The following is a 17,620-nucleotide window of genomic DNA, read 5'->3' on the forward strand; positions in this document are numbered from 1 at the left end:
TTGTCCTGCTCTGATCACTCCCGGTTGGCGGCGTACGCGGCCAGACCGGCGACCTGGGCCGGGTCCAGCGACGGTCGTACCCGGGCCCGTGCTGTCGACACGTGCTCGGCGGTGACCGTGGCGGCGGCGAGCGACTCACGCATCGCGGCCAGCGCCGCCTCGCGGATCAGCGCCGCACAGTCCGCGGCGGAGAAGCCGGTCAGCTCGTCGCCGAGGGCGGGCAGGTCGACGTCCGGCGCCAACGGCACCTGCCGGGACGCGGCCCGCAGGATCTCCGCGCGGGCGGGCCCGTCCGGTGGTGGCACGTAGACCAGCCGCTCCAACCGGCCCGGCCGCAGCAGCGCCGGGTCGACCAGGTCCGGCCGGTTCGTCGCACCGACCACGACCACGTTGCGCAGCGTCTCCACCCCGTCCAACTCGGTGAGCAGGGCGGCGACCACCCGGTCCGTGGTGCCCCCGTCGGTGGCCTGGCCGCGTACCGGCGCCAGCGCGTCCACCTCGTCCAGGAAGATCAGCGTGGGGGCCGCCTCCCGGGCCCGACGGAACAGCTCGCGGACCGCGCGTTCGCTCTCACCGACCCACTTGGAGAGCAGTTCGGCGCCCTTGACCGACAGCACGTTGGCCCGCCCCGACCCGGCCAGGGCGGTGACCAGGTAGGTCTTGCCGCAGCCCGGCGGCCCGTAGAGCAGCACGCCGCGCGGCGGCTGCACGCCGAGCCGGGCGAAGGTGTCCGGGTAGGTCAGCGGCCACAGCACCGACTCGGTCAGCGTCTGCTTGACCTCGTCCAGGCCACCTACGTCGTCCAGGGTCACCGAGGCGAGATCCAGTGTGGAGGCCGCCATCGTGGTGGGCCGGACCACCTCCCGGGCGGCGGTGAAGTCGGCCATCGACACCGTCGGCGTCTCGGCGGACTTCTGCCGCAGCGCCGCGCGTACCCCGGCCTCCCGGACCAGTGCGGCCAGGTCCGCCGCGACGAACCCGGGGGTACGCGCGGCCACCTCGTCCAGCCGCACGTCGTCGGCCAGCGGCACCTGCCGGGTCAGCACGGTGAGCTGTTCGCGACGCAGCGCCTGATCCGGGAGCGGGACGCTGATCCGCAGTGACAGCAGGTCGGGCGCGCGCAGTGCGGGGTCGACCGCCTCCGGTCGGCCGGTGGTGCAGACCACTGCGACGCCGGCGCGGACGCTCTCCGCCAGCACCTGACGGAACACGGTCGCCACCGGACCGGGCTCGTCGGCGGGTGCGAGCGCCTCGACATCGCTGACCAGCAGTACCGCCGGCCCTTCGGCCCGGGCGGCCGATGCCGCGACCCGCAACCGCTCGGCGGCGGCCTGACTGGCCAGCGCGGCCACCTCCGGCGCCCAGAGCGGGTGGACGCGGGCACCGACCCGGGCGGCCACGGCCCGGACCAGCGCCGACTTCCCGGAGCCCGCCGGGCCGACGAGCAACACCCCCAACGAGATGGTGGTGCCGAGCCGGCCCAGCACCTCCCGGTGGTGGAAGCCGAGGTCCAGCAGCTCGGTCAACTCCTCGGCCTGGGCCCGCAGCCCGGGCAACTCGTCCACGTCGGGCACGTCCTCCGCCGCAACAGCGTCGGCGCTCGTACCCGGCCGGGTCGACGCGGTGCCGACCAGGGCAGGCCCGCCGTGTGTCGTCGCACCGTGTTCCCAGGCGATCGATGTGCCCATGGTGACCAGCGCGCCGGCCGCCGGCTCGACAGTGACCACGCTGAGCAGCGTGCTGGTCCAGGCGAAGCCGACGGCGTTGGCGAGGCTGCGCCGCGCCGCCTCGACCAGGCTGCGGACCGAAGCGTCCGGCAGCACATCCTGTGGCAGCAGCGACACGTCGTCCCCGGCGGTGAGCACCTTGCCCAGCAGGGCGAGCCGGAGCATCTCCGGGCTGACCGCCGCGACGACCCCCACCGGCCCGGCCAGGACGACCCGGCTCGCCGGCACCAACGGCATCGGGCTCACCCGCACCTGACCGCCGTCGCGCAGACCCAGGTTGCCCAACGTCAGGTCATCGGCGTACAGCAGGGCGGTGCTCGCGCCCGGCCCGGCGGCCGCCGCGATCCCGGCCGTCTCCCGGCGGCCGGCGAGGCGGACCGGGTCGCCGGGGCGCAGCCCCAGCGCGGTCAGCGCCTCCGGGTGCAGGCGCACGATGCCCCGTCGGGCGTCCAGCGCCGCCGGCCGCAGGCTCGCCGTCAAGGTCAGGTCGGGTTGCGCCACTGCCCGACCGTAGCCGCCGCCAGCCACCCCCGCCGGTCAGCGGCCCGGATCCAGCTCGTCCAACAACGTCGGGTCGCGTCGGATCAGCTCGGCCAACCGGGCCGCCGGGTCCGGGGTCAACCCGTCCGGACCGGGCGCCCAGGCGGGCACCGTCCGGCCGGAGAGCGGCCAGGTCGGCGGGGATTGCACCGGCGTCGGCGGGGGAACCGCTCCGACAGTGACGGCAGGCCCGTCCCAGGAGACCCGCATCGGGTACGTCCGCCCGGCGTGCTCCACCTGCACTGTCACCGCCAGCCCGGGGTAGGTCCCGACGACCTGGCGGATCGCCTCGGCCACCTCCTCGACCGGCCCCCATCCGGGCACCTCGCTCGGGGCCTCCACCCCCGCGTGCCGGCCCGGCCGGGCGTTGCGGGTGTCGCCGCCGAGGCCGGGCGGGCTCGACCGTGCTGTGGTGTCGTCACGGTCGGTGGCCCGACGGCGCGACGCCTCCTCACGTCGGGCCAGCCGGGCCAGCGTCTCGTCCAGGTCGCCCCTCACCAGATCACCTCTTCCCGCCATGGCCGGAGCTGGTCGGCTCAGGCCCTCCTGTCCCGGGTGGCGCGGTCCAGCGCGCGGTCCAGGACGACCAGTAGGGCGTCCCGTACCGAGAGCCGGTCGCGGGCATCGAACTGCACCAGGGGTACCTGATCGCCGATGGCCAGCGCCCAACGGATCTCGCCGAGTTCCAGTGCCAGGCGCCCGTCGAAGGCGTTGACCCCGACGACGAACGGCAGCCCGGCCCGCTCGAAGAAGTCGATCGCCGGGTAGCAGTCGTCGAGCCGGGCGCTGTCCACCACCACCAGCGCGCCGAGCGCTCCCCGGGCCAGGTCGTCCCACATGAAGCCGAATCGGGTCTGCCCCGGCGTGCCGAACAGGTAGAGCTTCAGGCTGCGGTCGATCGTCACACAGCCGAAGTCCATCGCCACAGTGGTGGTGGTCTTGGTGGAACGGGCACCCGGGTCGTCCACGCCGATCCCGGCGCTGGTCATCTCAGCCTCGGTGGTCAGGGGCGCGATCTCGGAGATCGCACCCACTGTGGTGGTCTTGCCCACCCCGAACCCGCCGGCCACCAGGATCTTGACCGGGATCGGCGGGGCGCTCGGCTTACCGGCCGAAGGGGCCGACCCGGTGCCGGACGAGGGCCGGTACGGCGGCGGTGCGGTCGGCGGTGGGCCGGCCCGCCCGACTATCGGCCCGGTCCCCGGGGACATGCCGTATCGGGCGGCGGCGCTGTTCGCGGCGACCCCGCCGAGCGGGGCGACCGGCCATTCAGGAGATCGCACGGAGTCCATCAATCACTCGCAGGATGAGATCGGGGTCGACAGCGTCGTCGGTGTCGGTCACGTGCACGTCCAGGTGCCCGGCGGCGCGTAGATCGCCGACCAGGACCCGCGTCACGCCGAAGTGCAGTCGGGCGCGGGCCGAGATCTCGGCCACCGAGATCGGCTCGGCGCAGAGCGCGATGATCGTCTGAAGTTCCGGTGCCAGCAGGGCGCCGGGTGGGCCGGCCCACCAGCCGCTGTCCATGCGGGCGGTCACCTGGGTCTCCAGCCCGATCGCCGGGTCGGCACCCGCAACCCGCCCGGAGGTGAGCACGAACGGGCGGGGACCGGGGGGTTGGTCCCCGTCCGGCGCCGGCTCGGGCAGCGCCGGTGTCGCCGGCGCTGCGTCCCCGGTCGGGGGTGACGTGCGCAGGTACGGGCGGATCCGAACCCTGGGTTCCGGATCCGGATCCTCGCCGGCGACGTCGGGGGTCACTGCTGAACGGCGTTCTTCAACTCGACGATCAGTCGCGGGGTCAGGGCGCCACCGGCCCGCCCGGCGAAGAGCGTCATCTCGTACGCGACGGTGCCGAGGTTCGCCGAACGGTCGGCGACCACCCCGAGCACGGAACCGCTGCTGATCGCGCTGATCAGCAGGTAGCCGTCGGCCATGTCGACGATCACCCGGTTCAGGCCGCCGAGGGCGTACCAACTGGCGGCCCCACCGGCGAGGCTGGTCATTCCGGACACGACGGCGGCCAACCGCTCCGCGTTGGACCGATCCTTGATCGCCGACATGGCCATCAGCAGACCGTCCGAGGAGACCGCGATCGCCTCCAGGACCCCGGCGGTGCTGGAGGTGAAGGAGTCCAGCAGCCAGTTGAACGTACGGGCCTCCGGGCTGAGGTCCCCATTGGCGCTCGGCTGGGTCTGGTCGACATTGTCGTGCAGGAAGGGGCTGGTCACCGTGATGATCCTTCTTCGTTCCGGTGGTCGGGGCTGACTTCGCGGAGAGCGCGGGCGACGCCCGCCTCGAACTCGCTGATGAGGTCGCGGACCTCGGCCGGGTCTCCGAGGTGGGTGCTGAGCGGTTGGCAGACCGGGATGGCGGTGAGGTTCGCTCCCGGCACCCGTCGGCTCAACCGGGGCCGCTCCGGTGCGGCATCGGTCGAGCCACCACCACGCGGCACCGTGGGGCCGGCGCCTCCCGGGGTGCTGGGCAGGTCGACGGTCGCACCCAAGTCCACCATGGCCGCTCCGGCGCCAGCCGTCGGGTCGCCGGCCGTCCGCGCCGACGCGGCGTCGAGGCCCGGCGTCACGTGCAACTCGGCGCGGCGTACACCGGCTTGGAAGGCCTCGACCAGCGCGCGGGCGGCGGCGGGGTCCGCGCCGGTGGCGTCCACCGGCCGGCTCGTCGCGGCGGTGGCGTGCAGCGTCGCCCCGGGCACCCGCTGCCGCACCCGTGGCCCGCCCGGCTTGCCCGCCGGTTCCGGGCTCTGGGGCTCGGGAACGGCCTGCTCCGGCTGGCCCTGACCGAACGCGTTCCAGGATGGGCCGGCGTCCAGGCTGCGGGTGGCCCGGCTCAGCAGGTCGGAGTCGAAGCGGGCCGGCACGGCGATGGCCACCGCGCTGGGTCGCGCGTCCCGCTCGGGGTCGAGCTTCGCCGTCGTACGCCGGTCCCGATCCGGCACCGCGGCGCGGGCCACGGCGGCCCCGGCCCGGTCGGCGCGGCGCAGCACCAGCGACGTCGACGGGATCTCCACCTGTGCGGTCACCCCACCGCCGCCGGTGGCGGCCAGGGCGACCTGCCAGCCGTGCCGACGGGCCAACCGGCCCACCACGAAGAGCCCGAGCACCTCGGTCGGGGCCAGGTCGAGCCGTTCCCGGCGGGTGAACCGGGCGTTCTCCTCGGCGAGTCGTTGTTCGCTCATGCCGATGCCGTGGTCCACCACTGTGAGCCGCGCGCCGAGGCCGGACGTCTCGGCGGCCACCAGCACCCGGGTGTGCGGCGGGGAGAAGACCGTGGCGTTCTCCATCAGCTCGGCCAGCGCCAGGACGAGGTCACCGACCACTGCCGGCGCGGCCGATACGCCCGCCGGCACCTGCACCTCCACCCGGGTGTAGTCCTCGATCTCACCGAGCGCCAACCGGACCACGTCGGCCAGCGGCACCGGCGCGGTGTGCGCGTCGGCCCCGGCCGAGCCGGAGAGCACCACGAGGCTGCCGGCGTTGCGCCGCAACCGGCTGGATATGTGGTCGAGTCGGTACAGGTGCTCCAGGCGGCCCGGGTCGGCCTCCTGCTGCTCCAGCCGGTCGATCAGCGCGATCTGCCGACCCACCAGGTTCTGGGTACGCCGTCCGACGTGGCCGAACATCTGCGCCACGTTGCGTCGGCCGGCGACCTGCCGTTCGACCAGTTGGGCCGCTGTGTTCTGCACCCGGTCGAAGGCCCGCGCCAGGTCACCGATCTCGTCGTTGGCGCGGATGTCCACCGGCTCCAGCCGGACCGCTTGAGGTCTCTCCGCCTCGTCGTCGGTGACCCGGACCAGCTCCGCCTCGGCGACCCGGGCGACCCGGTCGGCCGAGCGGGTGAGTCGGGTCAGTGGTCGGGCCACCGTCCGCGCCACCGCCACGCTGAGCAGCACCACCAGCGTCAGGATCAACGCCGTCGCCGCACCGACCAGGTACGCGGCGGTCAGCGCGCGCCGCTGCTCTGCCGTCACCGCGGCGAGCACGTCGGCGACCAGCTTCTTCTCGACGAACTGACCGAGCCGGATCATCGTGCGGACGGCCGGGAAGAGCGCCTCCAGCGGCACGTCGCGGACCGCGGCGGCCGGGTCCCGGGCGCTTCTGACCAGGAAGTCGGGGCTGGTACGCGCGGCCACGGCCGCGTCGTTGAGCTGGGCCACAGTGAGCTGTTCGGGCGTGATCAGGCTGCGGAAGCGCGAGTTGTCGACCATCAGCGCGGCGATGCACGCCACGTACCCGGCGGTGGTGTCCGGGGTGCCGATCGCCTTGACCAGCAGGCTCAGGGTGGCGCAGGTGCCCAGGCCCTCGTCGGCGCGGAGCAGCCCGTCGAGGGCGAGTACCTGACGGCCCGGCAACGTGTCGGTGTCCACCCCGACCACGAGCCGCAGGGACTCGATGATCCCCTTGTTGACCGGGCCGAACGCGTCCATCACCTGACCCGGGTTGGCGGCCCGGGCCAGGACTGCCGTGCGCAGGTCGATGAGGCTGGACACTCGGTCGAGGGCGCGGTCGACCTGGTCGGTCAGCGCGTCGCTCCGCGCCGCCCGGAGGTCGGCCACTCGATCGTCCACGTCGGCGGACTTGCGAACCAGCTCACTGCGTTCGACCCGGCCGAGCAGGAAGCCGACGGAGAGGATGCGTTCCTGCTGGAGGTCCTGGACCAGGCTGCCGACCCGGCTGGCGAGCCGGACCCGTTCGGCGGTGTCGCCGGCGCGCTGTGCCGCAGACACCCGGTCGAGCATGACCGGCACGGCCAGGCCGACCATGCTGAGCAGGGGAATCACCACGAGCAGCGCGAGCTTGCCGCGGATCCGGAGCCTACCGAGCAGCATCGAACGCCCCCCACTGTGCGGTCTCCGGGTCGCGGGCAGCGCCGACCTGTTGCAGCGCACGCGCCTCGTCGGCGGGCGGTTGCCACGGGTCGCGGTGTGGCGGGGTGTCGGGGCTCTCCGCGTGGGTCGCGGCCAGGGCGGCCCGACGGTGGGCCCGGCGACCGGCGGCGACCAGCAGGGCGGCGAGCCAGCCCAGTAGCAGGACGGCGACGACACCCGCCCCGGCGGTCAGCCAGCGGTCCCGGTTGAGCCGGTCGATGCGCTCGGCCAGCAGCGCGTCCAGCTCGGTGAGGATGACCGGCTGAAGTTGGCGGGCCGAGCGGTGCGAGTTGAGCGCTGCGGCACTCAACTGGCCCGGGTTGACCACGCCGGTGTCCTTGGCCGGTACGGAGTACGCGGCAAGCGCCTCCACCGAACGCTGGTAGGTGTCCAGCGGGGTCAGCACGTTGGCACCGAGGTCGGTGCTCTCCGAACCGTCCACGGCCGAGCGAAGGTTGTCGACGAGGTCGGCGGCGGGGGCCAGGGCGGACACCCGCAGGCCGGTCAGCTCCAGCAGGCCGCGCGGTTGCTCGACGGCCGGCCGGCGGGAGACCAACGTGGCGAGGTCGGCCAGCCGGCCGGCGGCGACCACCGCCTCGGGCAGTTCCTGGCCGGCGCTGGCCTGGAGGAAGAACGAGTCGGCCTCGGGGTCGCGGACCAGCCCGGAGCTCTCCCGGACCTTCCGGTGCAGGGCCATCAGCAGGTCGGAGACCTCGCCGTAAGCGGTGAAGGCGGCCTCGGGGTCGGCGGCGCTCCGGCCGCGCAGCGCCTCCAGCTTGGCCCGTACGCCGGCCCAGCGTTCCTGGCTGAGCAGCTCCCCACCGATGCGGGCGTCCACCGCGGCGGCCTCCTCGACCGCCCCGTTCAACGCCTCCCGGGCCACCGGGCGGCCGTTGACCGCGTTGGACTGGGCCTCCACGAGGGCGTTGGTGACCGCCGCCAGCGCGGTGAGGTACTGCACGCCGAGCCGTTCCCGGGCGGCGAGGTCCCGGTCGTCGGTGGCCTGCCGCCAGTTCGACGTGACGAGCAGGCCCAACGGTGCCAGCAGTGCTCCGATGAGCAGCAGAGGCAGCAGCCGGCCCAGCGTGGACGGCCGTCGACGGGCCCGCGGCGCGGGGACTGTCATGTATGTCTCCTCCGGCGTGGGGCGCTGATCGGCGCGGCGTCGGGCTGGCCGACAAGTCCCGTGCACCGGACCGGAAAACTAATCGAACCCTCGCCTGGTCAGACCTCACTCGGCGAGTCAGGTTCACGTCACTTCGAGCCATGTCACCATTTGTCCGCGTTACCGGCACGCTCTGTGTCAGCCGTGGGTGTGACATGGAGGGATCGATGTGGATATCCGCGGAAGATCGGAATTCACGGGATCCGAACTCAACTCGCTGTGCCGCGTCGGACGGTGCGCGCTCGCACCCCACCGCGCACCGATCGGGGCAACCGGACGGACGTACGGCGGATCTCAGCCAACGCTCAGGCTGCGGGCCGTACCGTGTGCCGCATGACATCGCCGTCGCCGGCCGCGTGGTTCCGGCGTGCCCTGCCCACCCGCCGCCGGGCGACCGCCGCCGCTGTGGTCGTCGTGCTGTTGGCCGCCGCCGTGACCTGGGCGGTGTGGCCACAGGGACCGGGCGTACGCACCGAGAGCGCGATGCTCACCGTCCGGTCCGGACCGTCCGGTGACCAACCGGTGAACCTGGACACCACCCTCTACCTGCCGGACGACGCCTCGTCCGGTCGGAAGGTGCCGGCGGTGCTGCTGGCGCACGGGTTCGGCGGCACGAAGGAGTCGGTTCGCTCCGACGCGGAGGAGTTCGCCGGGCGCGGCTACGCGGTGCTCACCTGGACCGCGCGGGGCTTCGGTCGCAGCGGCGGTGAGATCCACCTGGACAACCCGGACTACGAGGTGCGCGACGCTGAGCGGCTGCTGGACTGGCTGGCCGCGCGGCCGGAGGTGCGCACCGACGCCGCAGGCGACCCGAAGGTCGGCGTTGTCGGCGGCTCGTACGGCGGTGGTTTGGCGTTGCTGTTGGCAGCCCAGGACCGTCGGGTCGACGCGATCGTGCCCATGATCACCTGGAACGACCTGTCCCGCGCGTTCCTGCCGGAGAGCACCGGCGGAGCGCCGACCGAGGGCGTGTTCAAGAAGGGCTGGGCCGGCCTCTTCTTCGGCGGGGGCGGCAACGTGGGTTCCGGCCCGGCCGGGCTCTCCGGCGCGACCGCCGCCCAGCCGCAGGGCGCACCGGCGTCGGCCGGCCCGCCCAGCCCCGGGCCGGGCGCAGGCCCCGGCACCGGTCCCGGTGGCGCCCCGGCCGGTGCCGCCGACCCGTCCTGCGGTCGGTTCGCCGCCGACGTGTGCGCCGCGTACCTCCGGATCGCCACCACCGGCCGCGCCGACCAGGCAGCCGTGGACCTGCTGCGCCGATCCAGCCCGGCCGGCGTGCTGGACCGGATCAAGGCGCCCACCCTGCTGGTGCAGGGCGAGGCGGACACGCTCTTCCCGCTCGGTGAGGCGGACGCGAACGCGCGCGGCATCGCCGCCACCGGCACCCCGGTACGGGTCGCCTGGTTCACCGGCGGGCACGACGGTGGCAGTGGACCACGCTCGGACGAAGACCGGGTGAAGTTCCTGACCGTCCAGTGGCTCGACCACTACGTCAAGGGCGAGGGCGACGCGCCCGGCGACGACTTCACCTGGTCGCGGATCGCCGGCTTCGACGCGCTCGACCGGGGTCTCGTCGCCACCGGATTCCGCCGCGCCGACTACCCGGGCCTCGCCGGCAACGCCCGCCGGGAGGTGACGGTCGCCGGTCCGGCACAGCCGATCGCGAACCCACCGAACGGCAACCCGGCCGCCATCTCCTCGATACCGTTCGCCGGCGGGCTCGCCTCGCTGCTGGACGGCGTGGCCGGTGACGTGCCCGGCCAGCACGCCCAGTTCGAGTCCACCCCGCTGACCGAGGCGGTGGACGTGGCCGGTGCGCCCACAGTCACAGTGCGTGCCGCGTCGCCGACCGGCGAGGCGGTGCTCTTCGTCAAGCTCTACGACGTCGACCCGGAGGGCGCGGCCACCCTGCCGAACGGCCTGGTCGCCCCGATCCGGCTCACCGGCCTGCCGCAGCAGGTGCAGGACGCCCGCCCGGTCACCGTGACGCTGCCCGGGATCGTCCGCCGGGTGGAGGCCGGGCACCGGCTGCGACTGGTGGTGGCCACCTCCGACCAGTCGTACACCACGCCCGCGGCGCCGACCGCTTACACGGTGGCCGCGGACGGCGCTGTCAGCCTGCCCACTGTCAGCGGCGAGCCGATCCCCACCGCCGCGACGATCTGGCGTTGGGTGCTCGCCGGCCTGCTCGCCGCCATCGTGATCGGGCTCGTCGTGGTCGTCGCCCTGGTCCGCCGCCGGCACCGCCGCCAGGACCGGTCGGTTCATCCGGAGTACGCGGACACACCGCTGGCCGTGCGCGCGCTGCGCAAGGAGTACGCGGACGGCTTCGTCGCCGTGTCGAACGTGGACTTCGAGGTGCACCCCGGTCAGGTGGTGGGTCTGCTCGGGCCGAACGGCGCCGGCAAGACCACCACCCTGCGGGTGCTGATGGGGCTTACCCAGCCGACCGCCGGGGAGATCTACGTCTTCGGTCGTCGGTTGGTGCCCGGCTCACCGGTGCTGTCCCGGATCGGGGCGCTGGTGGAGGGGCCGGGCTTCCTGCCGCACCTGTCGGGTCTGGACAATCTGAAGGCGTACTGGCGGGCCACCGGGCGGCCGTGGGAGGACGCACAGTTCGACGCGGCGCTGGAGATCGCCGGGCTGGGTGACTCCGTGCACCGGAGGATCAAGAACTACAGCCACGGGATGCGCCAGCGGCTCGCCATCGCCCAGGCCATGCTCGGCCTCCCCGAACTGCTGGTGTTGGACGAGCCGACCGACGGGCTGGACCCGCCGCAGATCGCCGAGATGCGCCGGGTGCTCCAGCGGTACGCCACGGACGGCCGGGCGGTGCTGGTCTCCAGTCACCTGCTGGCCGAGGTGGAGCAGACGTGCACGCACGCGGTGGTGGTGAACAAGGGCCGGATCGTGGCGTCCGGGCCGGTGGAGGAGATCGTGGGCGAGTCGCCGAGTGTGCTCTTCGACGTCACCGACCCGGTGGCGGCGCGAGCGGTGCTGGACCGGCTGCACGGGGTCCGCGTGTTGCCGGAGAGCGACGGCCAACTGGTTGTCGACACCAACGGCACGGCCCGCAGCGAAGTGGTTGCGGAGCTGGTGCGCGCCGGCATCGGGGTGGATCGGGTGGTGCCTCGGCGGCGCCTGGAGGACGCGTTCCTCGCCCTGGTGGGCGAGAACTCTCGGGGAAGCGGTGACCGGTGATGGCTGCTGTTACTGACGCGGGTGAGGCCCGCGGTTATCGGCCGTCGGCCACCACGCCGTTCGTGGCGGAGTTCCGTCGGCAGGCGTCCCGGCGGCGGACCCAGCTGGCGCTCGGGTTCATGGTGCTGCTGCCGCTGATCATCTTGATCGCGTTCCAGTTCGATTCGGGCGGCGACGACGACAACGGTCGCAACGAGTTCGCCAGCCTGGTCGAGCTGGCCACCTCGGGCGGGCTCAATTTCACCCTGTTCTCGATCTTCGTCTCGGCGTCGTTCCTGCTGGTGGTGGTCGTCGCGCTGTTCTGCGGCGATACGGTGGCCAGCGAGGCGAGCTGGGGCAGCCTGCGCTATCTGCTGGCGATCCCGGTGCCCCGGGCGCGGTTGTTGACGGTGAAGCTGGTGGTAGCGCTCGCGTACTCGGGGCTGGCCCTGATCTTGTTGGCCGGCACCGCGCTGCTGGCCGGCACCCTGCGCTACGGCTGGTCGCCGCTGCGCAGCACCGTTGCCGCCGAGCTGGAACCCACCGAGGGGCTGCTCCGGTTGCTGGCCGTGCTGGGCTACCTGGCGGTCGTACTGCTGGTGGTGGCCGGCCTGGCGTTCCTGCTGTCGGTGACCACGGACGCCGCGTTGGGCGCGGTCGGTGGTGCGGTGCTGCTCTGGATCCTGTCCAGCATCCTGGACCAGATCACCGCCCTGGGCGCGGTGCGCGACTTCCTGCCCACCCACTTCAGCACCGCCTGGCTGGGCCTGCTGTCGACTCCGGTGCAGACCGACGACGTGGTACGCGGCTGCATCTCGGCGATCAGCTACGCGACGCTGTTCTGGGGGCTTGCGTTCTGGCGCTTCACCCGCAAGGACATCACCTCGTAGCGGGTCGGCACCGATGGGCTGGTAGGGGTGCTCGCGGCAGTTGACCAGCTCCAGGCCGAGGCTCGCAGGCCCATCGCGGCGTCCCCGCCGGTCGGGCCTGCTTCCGCCCTCGACCCGCCCTCGGACACGTGTCCGAGGCTGGCTGGCGTACCCCGTTGCGCATTTGGCCTGGCCTTGCGCTGTTCCGTCGCTGGCGGCGGACCTTCTTCTCAGGTGCCTTTGGAGCTGAATCGTTTGCGACATCACCCGGACAGGTCGGGCTGCGCCGGACTCCGCCAACTCGTGCCGGTGTGCCCGCCGGGGCCGCGTCTCCTCGCTGATGTCGTAGACGATTCAGCTCCAAAGCGAGCGCCTGGGGCAGGTCCCACCCGCCGCCGCCGTGCGGGCCGCCGCTTGACGGGGCCGGGGTGGGGCAGGGTCAGGCTGGCGGGCGCTGGGTGAGGACCGCGTCCAGCAGGCCGGGATAGAGCTTGTCCAGCTCGTCCCGGCGGAGCCGGACCAGTCGGCTGGTGCCGGCGGCCCGGGTCCGGGTCAGGCCCGCCTCGCGCAGCACCTTGAGGTGGTGGCTACGGGTCGCCTTGGAGACGCCGAAGTCGAAGCTGCCGCAGGTCGCCTCGCCGCCCTCGGCGAGCGCCCGGACGATCTGTAGCCGCACGTCGTCGGCGAGTGCGGCCAACACGCTGGTGACCGGTACGGCGATCAGGTCGGGCTCGTGCGGCTCCATGTGAGCAGTGTAACCCTTGTTCGACAACCATCGAACAACACCCTATGGTCGGTGTCGTTGGTTCGACGATACTCGAACATTGGAGTTGCCGATGCGATCCCGCGCCACCGCGTACCCACTGGTCGCCGTGCTCGGCTGGGGCGTGATGTTCCCGATCCTGGCCAGCGCGCTCGACCGGGTCGACCCGCTCAACCTCGCCGCCCGGCCCCGGACCAGGGCGCTGCCCCGGCCGGGCGCGGTGACGGACCCGATCGCGGTGACCGACCCGGCGGCGGTGAGCGCCCGCTGACCCGCCGACCCGCGGCGGCAGCAGGGGACAGCTCCAGTGGTCCATCCGTGGCAGGATGAACCGCCAGGACCAGCCGTTTCCATCGATCCGTTGATGCCTGGTGAGGGGGTCGTTGTGACGTCGCTCGAAACCGAGGCCATGCGCAAGGCGGGCCAGACGATCAGCGAGGACGCGAAGTCATTCGCCGACACGGTGCTACCCAGGATCGCCTCGCTGACACTGCCGCGGGATGCCTTTCCGATGTTCGCGTGGAACCTGCCTGACGACTACGAGCGGGTCCGGCAGGGCGTGGGCGACGTGGCAGCGGCGCTCCAGAAGACGATGGATTCGATCGGCACCGCACTGACCACCATCGCCACCCACTACGAGGAGCAGGAGCGGGTGCGGGGCGAGAACTTCACATACCAGGATTGAACGGAGCCGCGATGTCCGACTCCTCGCTCTACTCCGACCGACTCGACGGCGACACCACCGAGAACCTGTGGGTGCTGGTCGGTGTCCTCGGCACCGCCCTCGCAGCGGCCGTCTGGCCCACCGGTGGCGGCCCGGCGGTGGTGGTCGGCCTCACCGCCCTTGTCGAAATCAACATCCGTACGCCGGACCCGTGGGACAAGGGCTCCGAGGCGTGGAACGACATGAGCGACGTGTTCGAGCAGTGCAAGGCGGGGCTGACCCGGGCGCGCGGTGACGTCGACACCTACTGGGCCGATCAGGGCGCCGAGGCGTTCAAGGCGTTCCTGGAAACGCGCATCGAGCCGGCCCTCGACGCGATCGCGCAGGCGGCCAGCAACGTCCGCAACATGTGCGACGACATGTGGTGGGGGCTGACCACGAACCTGGTCAGCTACATCAGCGTCACGGGCGCGGCGCTGGTGGCGGCCGGTGTGGCCTACCTTTCCGGCCCCTACACACCGGCCGTGCAGTGGGCGATCGTCGGAGCCTGGGCGGCGTTCGCCATCACGACGCTCACCGCCGTGCTGACCTTCGTGCAGCAGGTGTGGACGGCCAGCCGTGACGTCGGCGACGCCTTCAGCGTTCTGGAGAACATGTTCACGAGCGACAGCGACCGGATCGACACCACGAGCCTGCAACTGCCCGAGCAGGTCCGGGTCCGCATCGCCGAGCCGAAGGGGTGGATGAAGGAGTGAGCGACGTACCAGCCTTCGAGCGTGCGACGCGCGAGGCGGAACGCGCGGCCCTGACCACTGGGTCGCTGCGGGCGATGACCGACCAGCTCAACGGGGTCCTCGCCCGGATCACCGAGGCGCAGGAGACGGTCTACGAGGGCACCGACGACTCGGGCACAGTGGTGGTCAGGGCCACCGGCGCCGGCCGGGTCCAAGACGTCTACCTGAGCCCGCAGGCGGTCCGCGACCTCGACGCGCAGGCCCTCGGGGCAGCCTGCGTGACAGCCGTGGGCGACGCCAGGATGCGCGCCGCCCAGGCGCTGAGCGCGACGATCGCCGAGGTTTCCGGGCAGCCCGTTCCGGTCGACGTTCCCGCACCGGTTCCGCAGACGTACGATTCCGCGTCGGCCGCCGAGGCCCTGCGCGCCGCCGCCCGGAGGGCCAGATGAACCCCGATGCCCTGTCGACGATCCGTCGTGACATCGCTGCCGCCATGGAGGCGGCGGCGGATTTCGCCGAGCGGCCGGCGGGCGAGCAGTACCAGGCTGCGGCCGGCGACGGCGCGGTGATCGCCACCGTCGGACCGGGCGGTCAGCTGCTCGACGTACGGATCACGCCGCAGGCCCGCCGCGCCGTGGACAACCTCACCCTGGGCGAGCACGTCCGCGATGCGATTCGAGCCGCCGAGGCCGAAGCCGAGCAGGCCCGCACCGCCCTGCTCGGGTCGCTGACCATCGGTGGCCGCTCGGTCGCCGAGATCCTGGCCAACCCGGGGGCCGCCGCGATGCCCGGCACCGATCGACAGCGGCGGCAGCGATGACTCCCGCGCAGCGCGCCGTGGTCGTCATGGTGTCCGTCGTGGTCGCGCTTCTCGTCGTGTCGGGTGCGGTCTGGCTGCTCGCCGGCAGCGAACCGCCCACGGGCGGCGCCATCGCGACCGCCGGCTGGATTCTCGTTGTCGTACTGGCCGTCTTCGGGGCCGTGGTGTTCTACCTCGGGCGTCGACGCCGGCGCTGACCAGCAGCGCGCCGCCCGCCGGGATGCCGGCGGGCGGCTCACACCGTGGGATCTGCGGTAGCAACGACCGACAGCGTTGTCCTAGACTCGACGGCACAACTGAATACCTCATCCAGAGGGGCTGAGGGATACGGCCCGACGACGCCCCGGCAACCACCCCGCGCGCTCACCGCTGAGCGACCCGTGGGGCAGGTGCCAATTCCGTCCCCGCCGCACCGTGCGATGCGGGGAAAGATGAGAGGACTCTCGACATGACGTCGACGCTCGTCGCCTCCGGCATCGACACCTCCGCCAGCCCCGCCCGCGCCCTGGTCTGCCGTGCCTGTTCGGCCCGCTACCCGCTCGCCGCCCAGCACGCCTGTTACGAGTGTTTCGGCCCGCTGGAAGTCGACTACGACGCCGCCGCGCTGGCCACCGTCACCCGCGAGCAGATCGAGGCCGGCCCGAACAACATCTGGCGGTACGCCGCACTGCTTCCCGCCGGTCAGGACCCGGCCACCCGGGTCACCCTCGACCCGGGGCTGACCCCCCTGGTGGCGGCCCCGCACCTCGCCGCCGAGCTGGGCATCACCGCGCCGCTCTGGGTCAAGGACGACAGCGCCAACCCCACCCACTCGTTCAAGGACCGGGTCGTCTCGGTGGCTCTCACCGCCGCCAAGGCGCTCGGCTTCAGCCGGTTCGCCTGCGCGTCGACCGGCAACCTGGCCAACTCGGTGGCCGCCCACGCGGCCCGCGCCGGGGCGCCCTCGGTGGTCTTCATCCCCAGTGACCTGGAGCAGGGCAAGGTCATCACCACCGCCGTCTATGGCGGCGAGCTGGTCGCCATCGACGGCTCGTACGACGATGTCAACAGGCTCTGCGGCGAGCTGGTGGAGACCGACGAATTCGAGGACACCGCGTTCGTCAACGTGAACGTCCGGCCGTACTACGCGGAGGGCTCCAAGACCCTCGGCTACGAGGTGGCCGAGCAGCTCGGCTGGCGGATCCCGGCGCAGGTGGTCATCCCGATGGCCAGCGGCGAGCTGCTCACCAAGATTGACAAGGCGTTCTCCGAGCTGGTGGAGATCGGCCTGGTCGAGGCGCCCGCCGACGGCTGGAAGGTCTTCGGCGCGCAGTCCGCCGGCTGCAACCCGATCGCCGTCGCCCTGCACGCCGAGACCGACACGATCGTCCCGGTCAAGCCGACCGGCATCGCCAAGTCGCTCAACATCGGCGACCCGGCGGCCGGCCTCTACGCCCTGGAGGCGGTCCGCCGCACCGGCGGCTGGATGGAGTACGCCGACGACGACGAGATCCGGGCGGGCATCCGCGATCTGGCCCGTACCGCCGGGGTCTTCGCCGAAACCGCGGGTGGGGTGACAGTGGCCGTGCTGCGCAAGCTGGTCGAATCCGGTCGGCTCGACCCGACGGCCGAGACCGTCGTGTTCAACACCGGCGAGGGTCTGAAGACCATCGACGCGGTGGCCGGCCAGGTCGGGCCGACCCACCACATCAAGCCCTCGTTGCGCGCCGCCCGGGACGCCGGTCTCCTCGGCTGAGAGGGGGGACCGAGTGGATCAGCCGGTAACTGGGTTTTCGCTGTGAGTGTGGAAAACCCGCCGCTACGGACTTGACGGCAGGAACCGGACGGCGCAAGATGCTCCGTGCGGGAGGGCATTTCGCCGAAGACTTTTGAAGTTCTTGCGACCCAACGCCGGAGGCGTTGTGCGAGTGCCCCTCCCGACCACGTTCGATCGGGCCAGCGATCAATTCGCTGGCCCGATCGCTTTTCCCGCATGCACCCTCAGCGGCATGAGCATCACGATCGCGTCGTTCGACGGCGCCGACCGGACTTCCGTCGACGAGGCGTACCGGATCGGGGTGGCGGTCAACGACGCCGATCTGCCGGACCTACCGCCCTTCTGCCGGCGCCGGTTCGACGCGTTGTTCCACACGCCGTTGCCCGGCACCCGCACGCTCTGGGCGCTGGCCCGACTGGACGGCGTCCCGGCCGGCTTCCTGCAACTGGACCTGCCGCAGCTCGACAACACCGACAACGCCACCGAGGCAAACCCGACCAGCTCGGCGTAGATCTGCGCTCCT

General features: G+C 72.5%; 18 protein-coding genes and 1 riboswitch. Of the genes, 10 read left to right on the forward strand and 8 right to left on the reverse strand.

Annotated features, from left to right (window positions below; translation table 11 throughout):
* Nucleotides 1-14: 14 nt before the first annotated feature.
* From ABZS40_RS01110 to ABZS40_RS01140, 7 genes are read right to left on the reverse strand one after another with little or no spacing between them, the layout of a single operon-like run.
* Nucleotides 15-2,228, reverse strand: a complete 2,214-nt coding sequence (locus ABZS40_RS01110; RefSeq protein WP_354940383.1) for an AAA family ATPase — start codon at nt 2,226-2,228, stop codon at nt 15-17.
* A 36-nt stretch (nt 2,229-2,264) separates the two neighbouring features.
* On the reverse strand, nt 2,265-2,765 hold the full coding sequence (locus tag ABZS40_RS01115) for a hypothetical protein (RefSeq protein ID WP_354940386.1): 501 nt from the start codon (nt 2,763-2,765) through the stop codon (nt 2,265-2,267).
* Nucleotides 2,766-2,803: 38 nt separating this feature from the next.
* Nucleotides 2,804-3,559 carry an ATP/GTP-binding protein gene (locus tag ABZS40_RS01120; protein WP_354940389.1) on the reverse strand — a complete coding sequence of 252 codons (756 nt, stop codon included), beginning with the start codon at nt 3,557-3,559 and terminating at the stop codon, nt 2,804-2,806.
* Nucleotides 3,537-4,025 carry a DUF742 domain-containing protein gene (locus ABZS40_RS01125; RefSeq protein ID WP_354940392.1) on the reverse strand — a complete coding sequence of 163 codons (489 nt, stop codon included), beginning with the start codon at nt 4,023-4,025 and terminating at the stop codon, nt 3,537-3,539. The genes ABZS40_RS01120 and ABZS40_RS01125 overlap by 23 nt, the downstream gene beginning before the upstream one ends.
* On the reverse strand, nt 4,022-4,495 hold the full coding sequence (locus ABZS40_RS01130) for a roadblock/LC7 domain-containing protein (RefSeq protein WP_030490063.1): 474 nt from the start codon (nt 4,493-4,495) through the stop codon (nt 4,022-4,024). Before ABZS40_RS01130 ends, ABZS40_RS01125 begins: the two co-directional genes overlap by 4 nt.
* Nucleotides 4,492-7,110: a nitrate- and nitrite sensing domain-containing protein gene (locus ABZS40_RS01135; protein ID WP_354940395.1), complete on the reverse strand. Its 2,619-nt coding sequence runs from the start codon at nt 7,108-7,110 to the stop codon at nt 4,492-4,494. Before ABZS40_RS01135 ends, ABZS40_RS01130 begins: the two co-directional genes overlap by 4 nt.
* A complete protein-coding gene (locus ABZS40_RS01140) occupies nt 7,097-8,275 on the reverse strand; it encodes a hypothetical protein (RefSeq protein WP_354940397.1) in 1,179 nt (392 codons plus the stop codon). The genes ABZS40_RS01135 and ABZS40_RS01140 overlap by 14 nt, the downstream gene beginning before the upstream one ends.
* 372 nt (nt 8,276-8,647) lie before the next feature.
* On the opposite strand from ABZS40_RS01140, the gene ABZS40_RS01145 reads away from it, so the two are divergent.
* Together ABZS40_RS01145 and ABZS40_RS01150 are read left to right on the forward strand one after the other, a co-directional pair.
* Nucleotides 8,648-11,512 carry an alpha/beta fold hydrolase gene (locus ABZS40_RS01145; protein WP_354940400.1) on the forward strand — a complete coding sequence of 955 codons (2,865 nt, stop codon included), beginning with the start codon at nt 8,648-8,650 and terminating at the stop codon, nt 11,510-11,512.
* Complete coding sequence (locus ABZS40_RS01150) at nt 11,512-12,381, forward strand: ABC transporter permease subunit (protein ID WP_354940403.1); 870 nt, start codon at nt 11,512-11,514, stop codon at nt 12,379-12,381. The genes ABZS40_RS01145 and ABZS40_RS01150 overlap by 1 nt, the downstream gene beginning before the upstream one ends.
* A gap of 418 nt (nt 12,382-12,799) precedes the next feature.
* Here the strand turns inward: ABZS40_RS01150 and ABZS40_RS01155 are convergent, their stop codons facing one another.
* A complete protein-coding gene (locus ABZS40_RS01155) occupies nt 12,800-13,105 on the reverse strand; it encodes a helix-turn-helix transcriptional regulator (protein ID WP_354940406.1) in 306 nt (101 codons plus the stop codon).
* A 91-nt stretch (nt 13,106-13,196) separates the two neighbouring features.
* Here ABZS40_RS01155 and ABZS40_RS01160 point away from each other — a divergent pair, with 91 nt between their 5' ends.
* The 8 genes from ABZS40_RS01160 to ABZS40_RS01195 all read left to right on the forward strand — a co-directional run bounded on the left by ABZS40_RS01160 (nt 13,197) and on the right by ABZS40_RS01195 (nt 17,608).
* Nucleotides 13,197-13,394, forward strand: a complete 198-nt coding sequence (locus tag ABZS40_RS01160) for a hypothetical protein (protein WP_354940409.1) — start codon at nt 13,197-13,199, stop codon at nt 13,392-13,394.
* A gap of 114 nt (nt 13,395-13,508) precedes the next feature.
* A complete protein-coding gene (locus ABZS40_RS01165) occupies nt 13,509-13,808 on the forward strand; it encodes a hypothetical protein (protein WP_354940412.1) in 300 nt (99 codons plus the stop codon).
* A gap of 11 nt (nt 13,809-13,819) precedes the next feature.
* Nucleotides 13,820-14,542 (forward strand): hypothetical protein, encoded by a 723-nt coding sequence (locus ABZS40_RS01170; protein WP_354940415.1) that lies wholly within the window; start codon nt 13,820-13,822, stop codon nt 14,540-14,542.
* On the forward strand, nt 14,539-14,970 hold the full coding sequence (locus ABZS40_RS01175) for a YbaB/EbfC family nucleoid-associated protein (RefSeq protein ID WP_354940418.1): 432 nt from the start codon (nt 14,539-14,541) through the stop codon (nt 14,968-14,970). Before ABZS40_RS01170 ends, ABZS40_RS01175 begins: the two co-directional genes overlap by 4 nt.
* Nucleotides 14,967-15,341: a YbaB/EbfC family nucleoid-associated protein gene (locus ABZS40_RS01180; protein WP_354940421.1), complete on the forward strand. Its 375-nt coding sequence runs from the start codon at nt 14,967-14,969 to the stop codon at nt 15,339-15,341. The genes ABZS40_RS01175 and ABZS40_RS01180 overlap by 4 nt, the downstream gene beginning before the upstream one ends.
* Complete coding sequence (locus tag ABZS40_RS01185) at nt 15,338-15,538, forward strand: hypothetical protein (RefSeq protein WP_354940424.1); 201 nt, start codon at nt 15,338-15,340, stop codon at nt 15,536-15,538. Before ABZS40_RS01180 ends, ABZS40_RS01185 begins: the two co-directional genes overlap by 4 nt.
* A 105-nt stretch (nt 15,539-15,643) precedes the next feature.
* Nucleotides 15,644-15,779, forward strand: a riboswitch (SAM riboswitch).
* A gap of 10 nt (nt 15,780-15,789) precedes the next feature.
* Entirely contained in the window at nt 15,790-17,076 is a 1,287-nt protein-coding gene (thrC, locus tag ABZS40_RS01190; protein WP_354940427.1) for a threonine synthase, read from the forward strand.
* 253 nt (nt 17,077-17,329) lie between these two features.
* Entirely contained in the window at nt 17,330-17,608 is a 279-nt protein-coding gene (locus tag ABZS40_RS01195; protein ID WP_354940430.1) for a hypothetical protein, read from the forward strand.
* Nucleotides 17,609-17,620 lie beyond the last annotated feature (12 nt).

It is taken from the genome of Micromonospora sp. NPDC005324 (assembly GCF_040607155.1).
Classification (GTDB): domain Bacteria; phylum Actinomycetota; class Actinomycetes; order Mycobacteriales; family Micromonosporaceae; genus Micromonospora; species Micromonospora trifolii.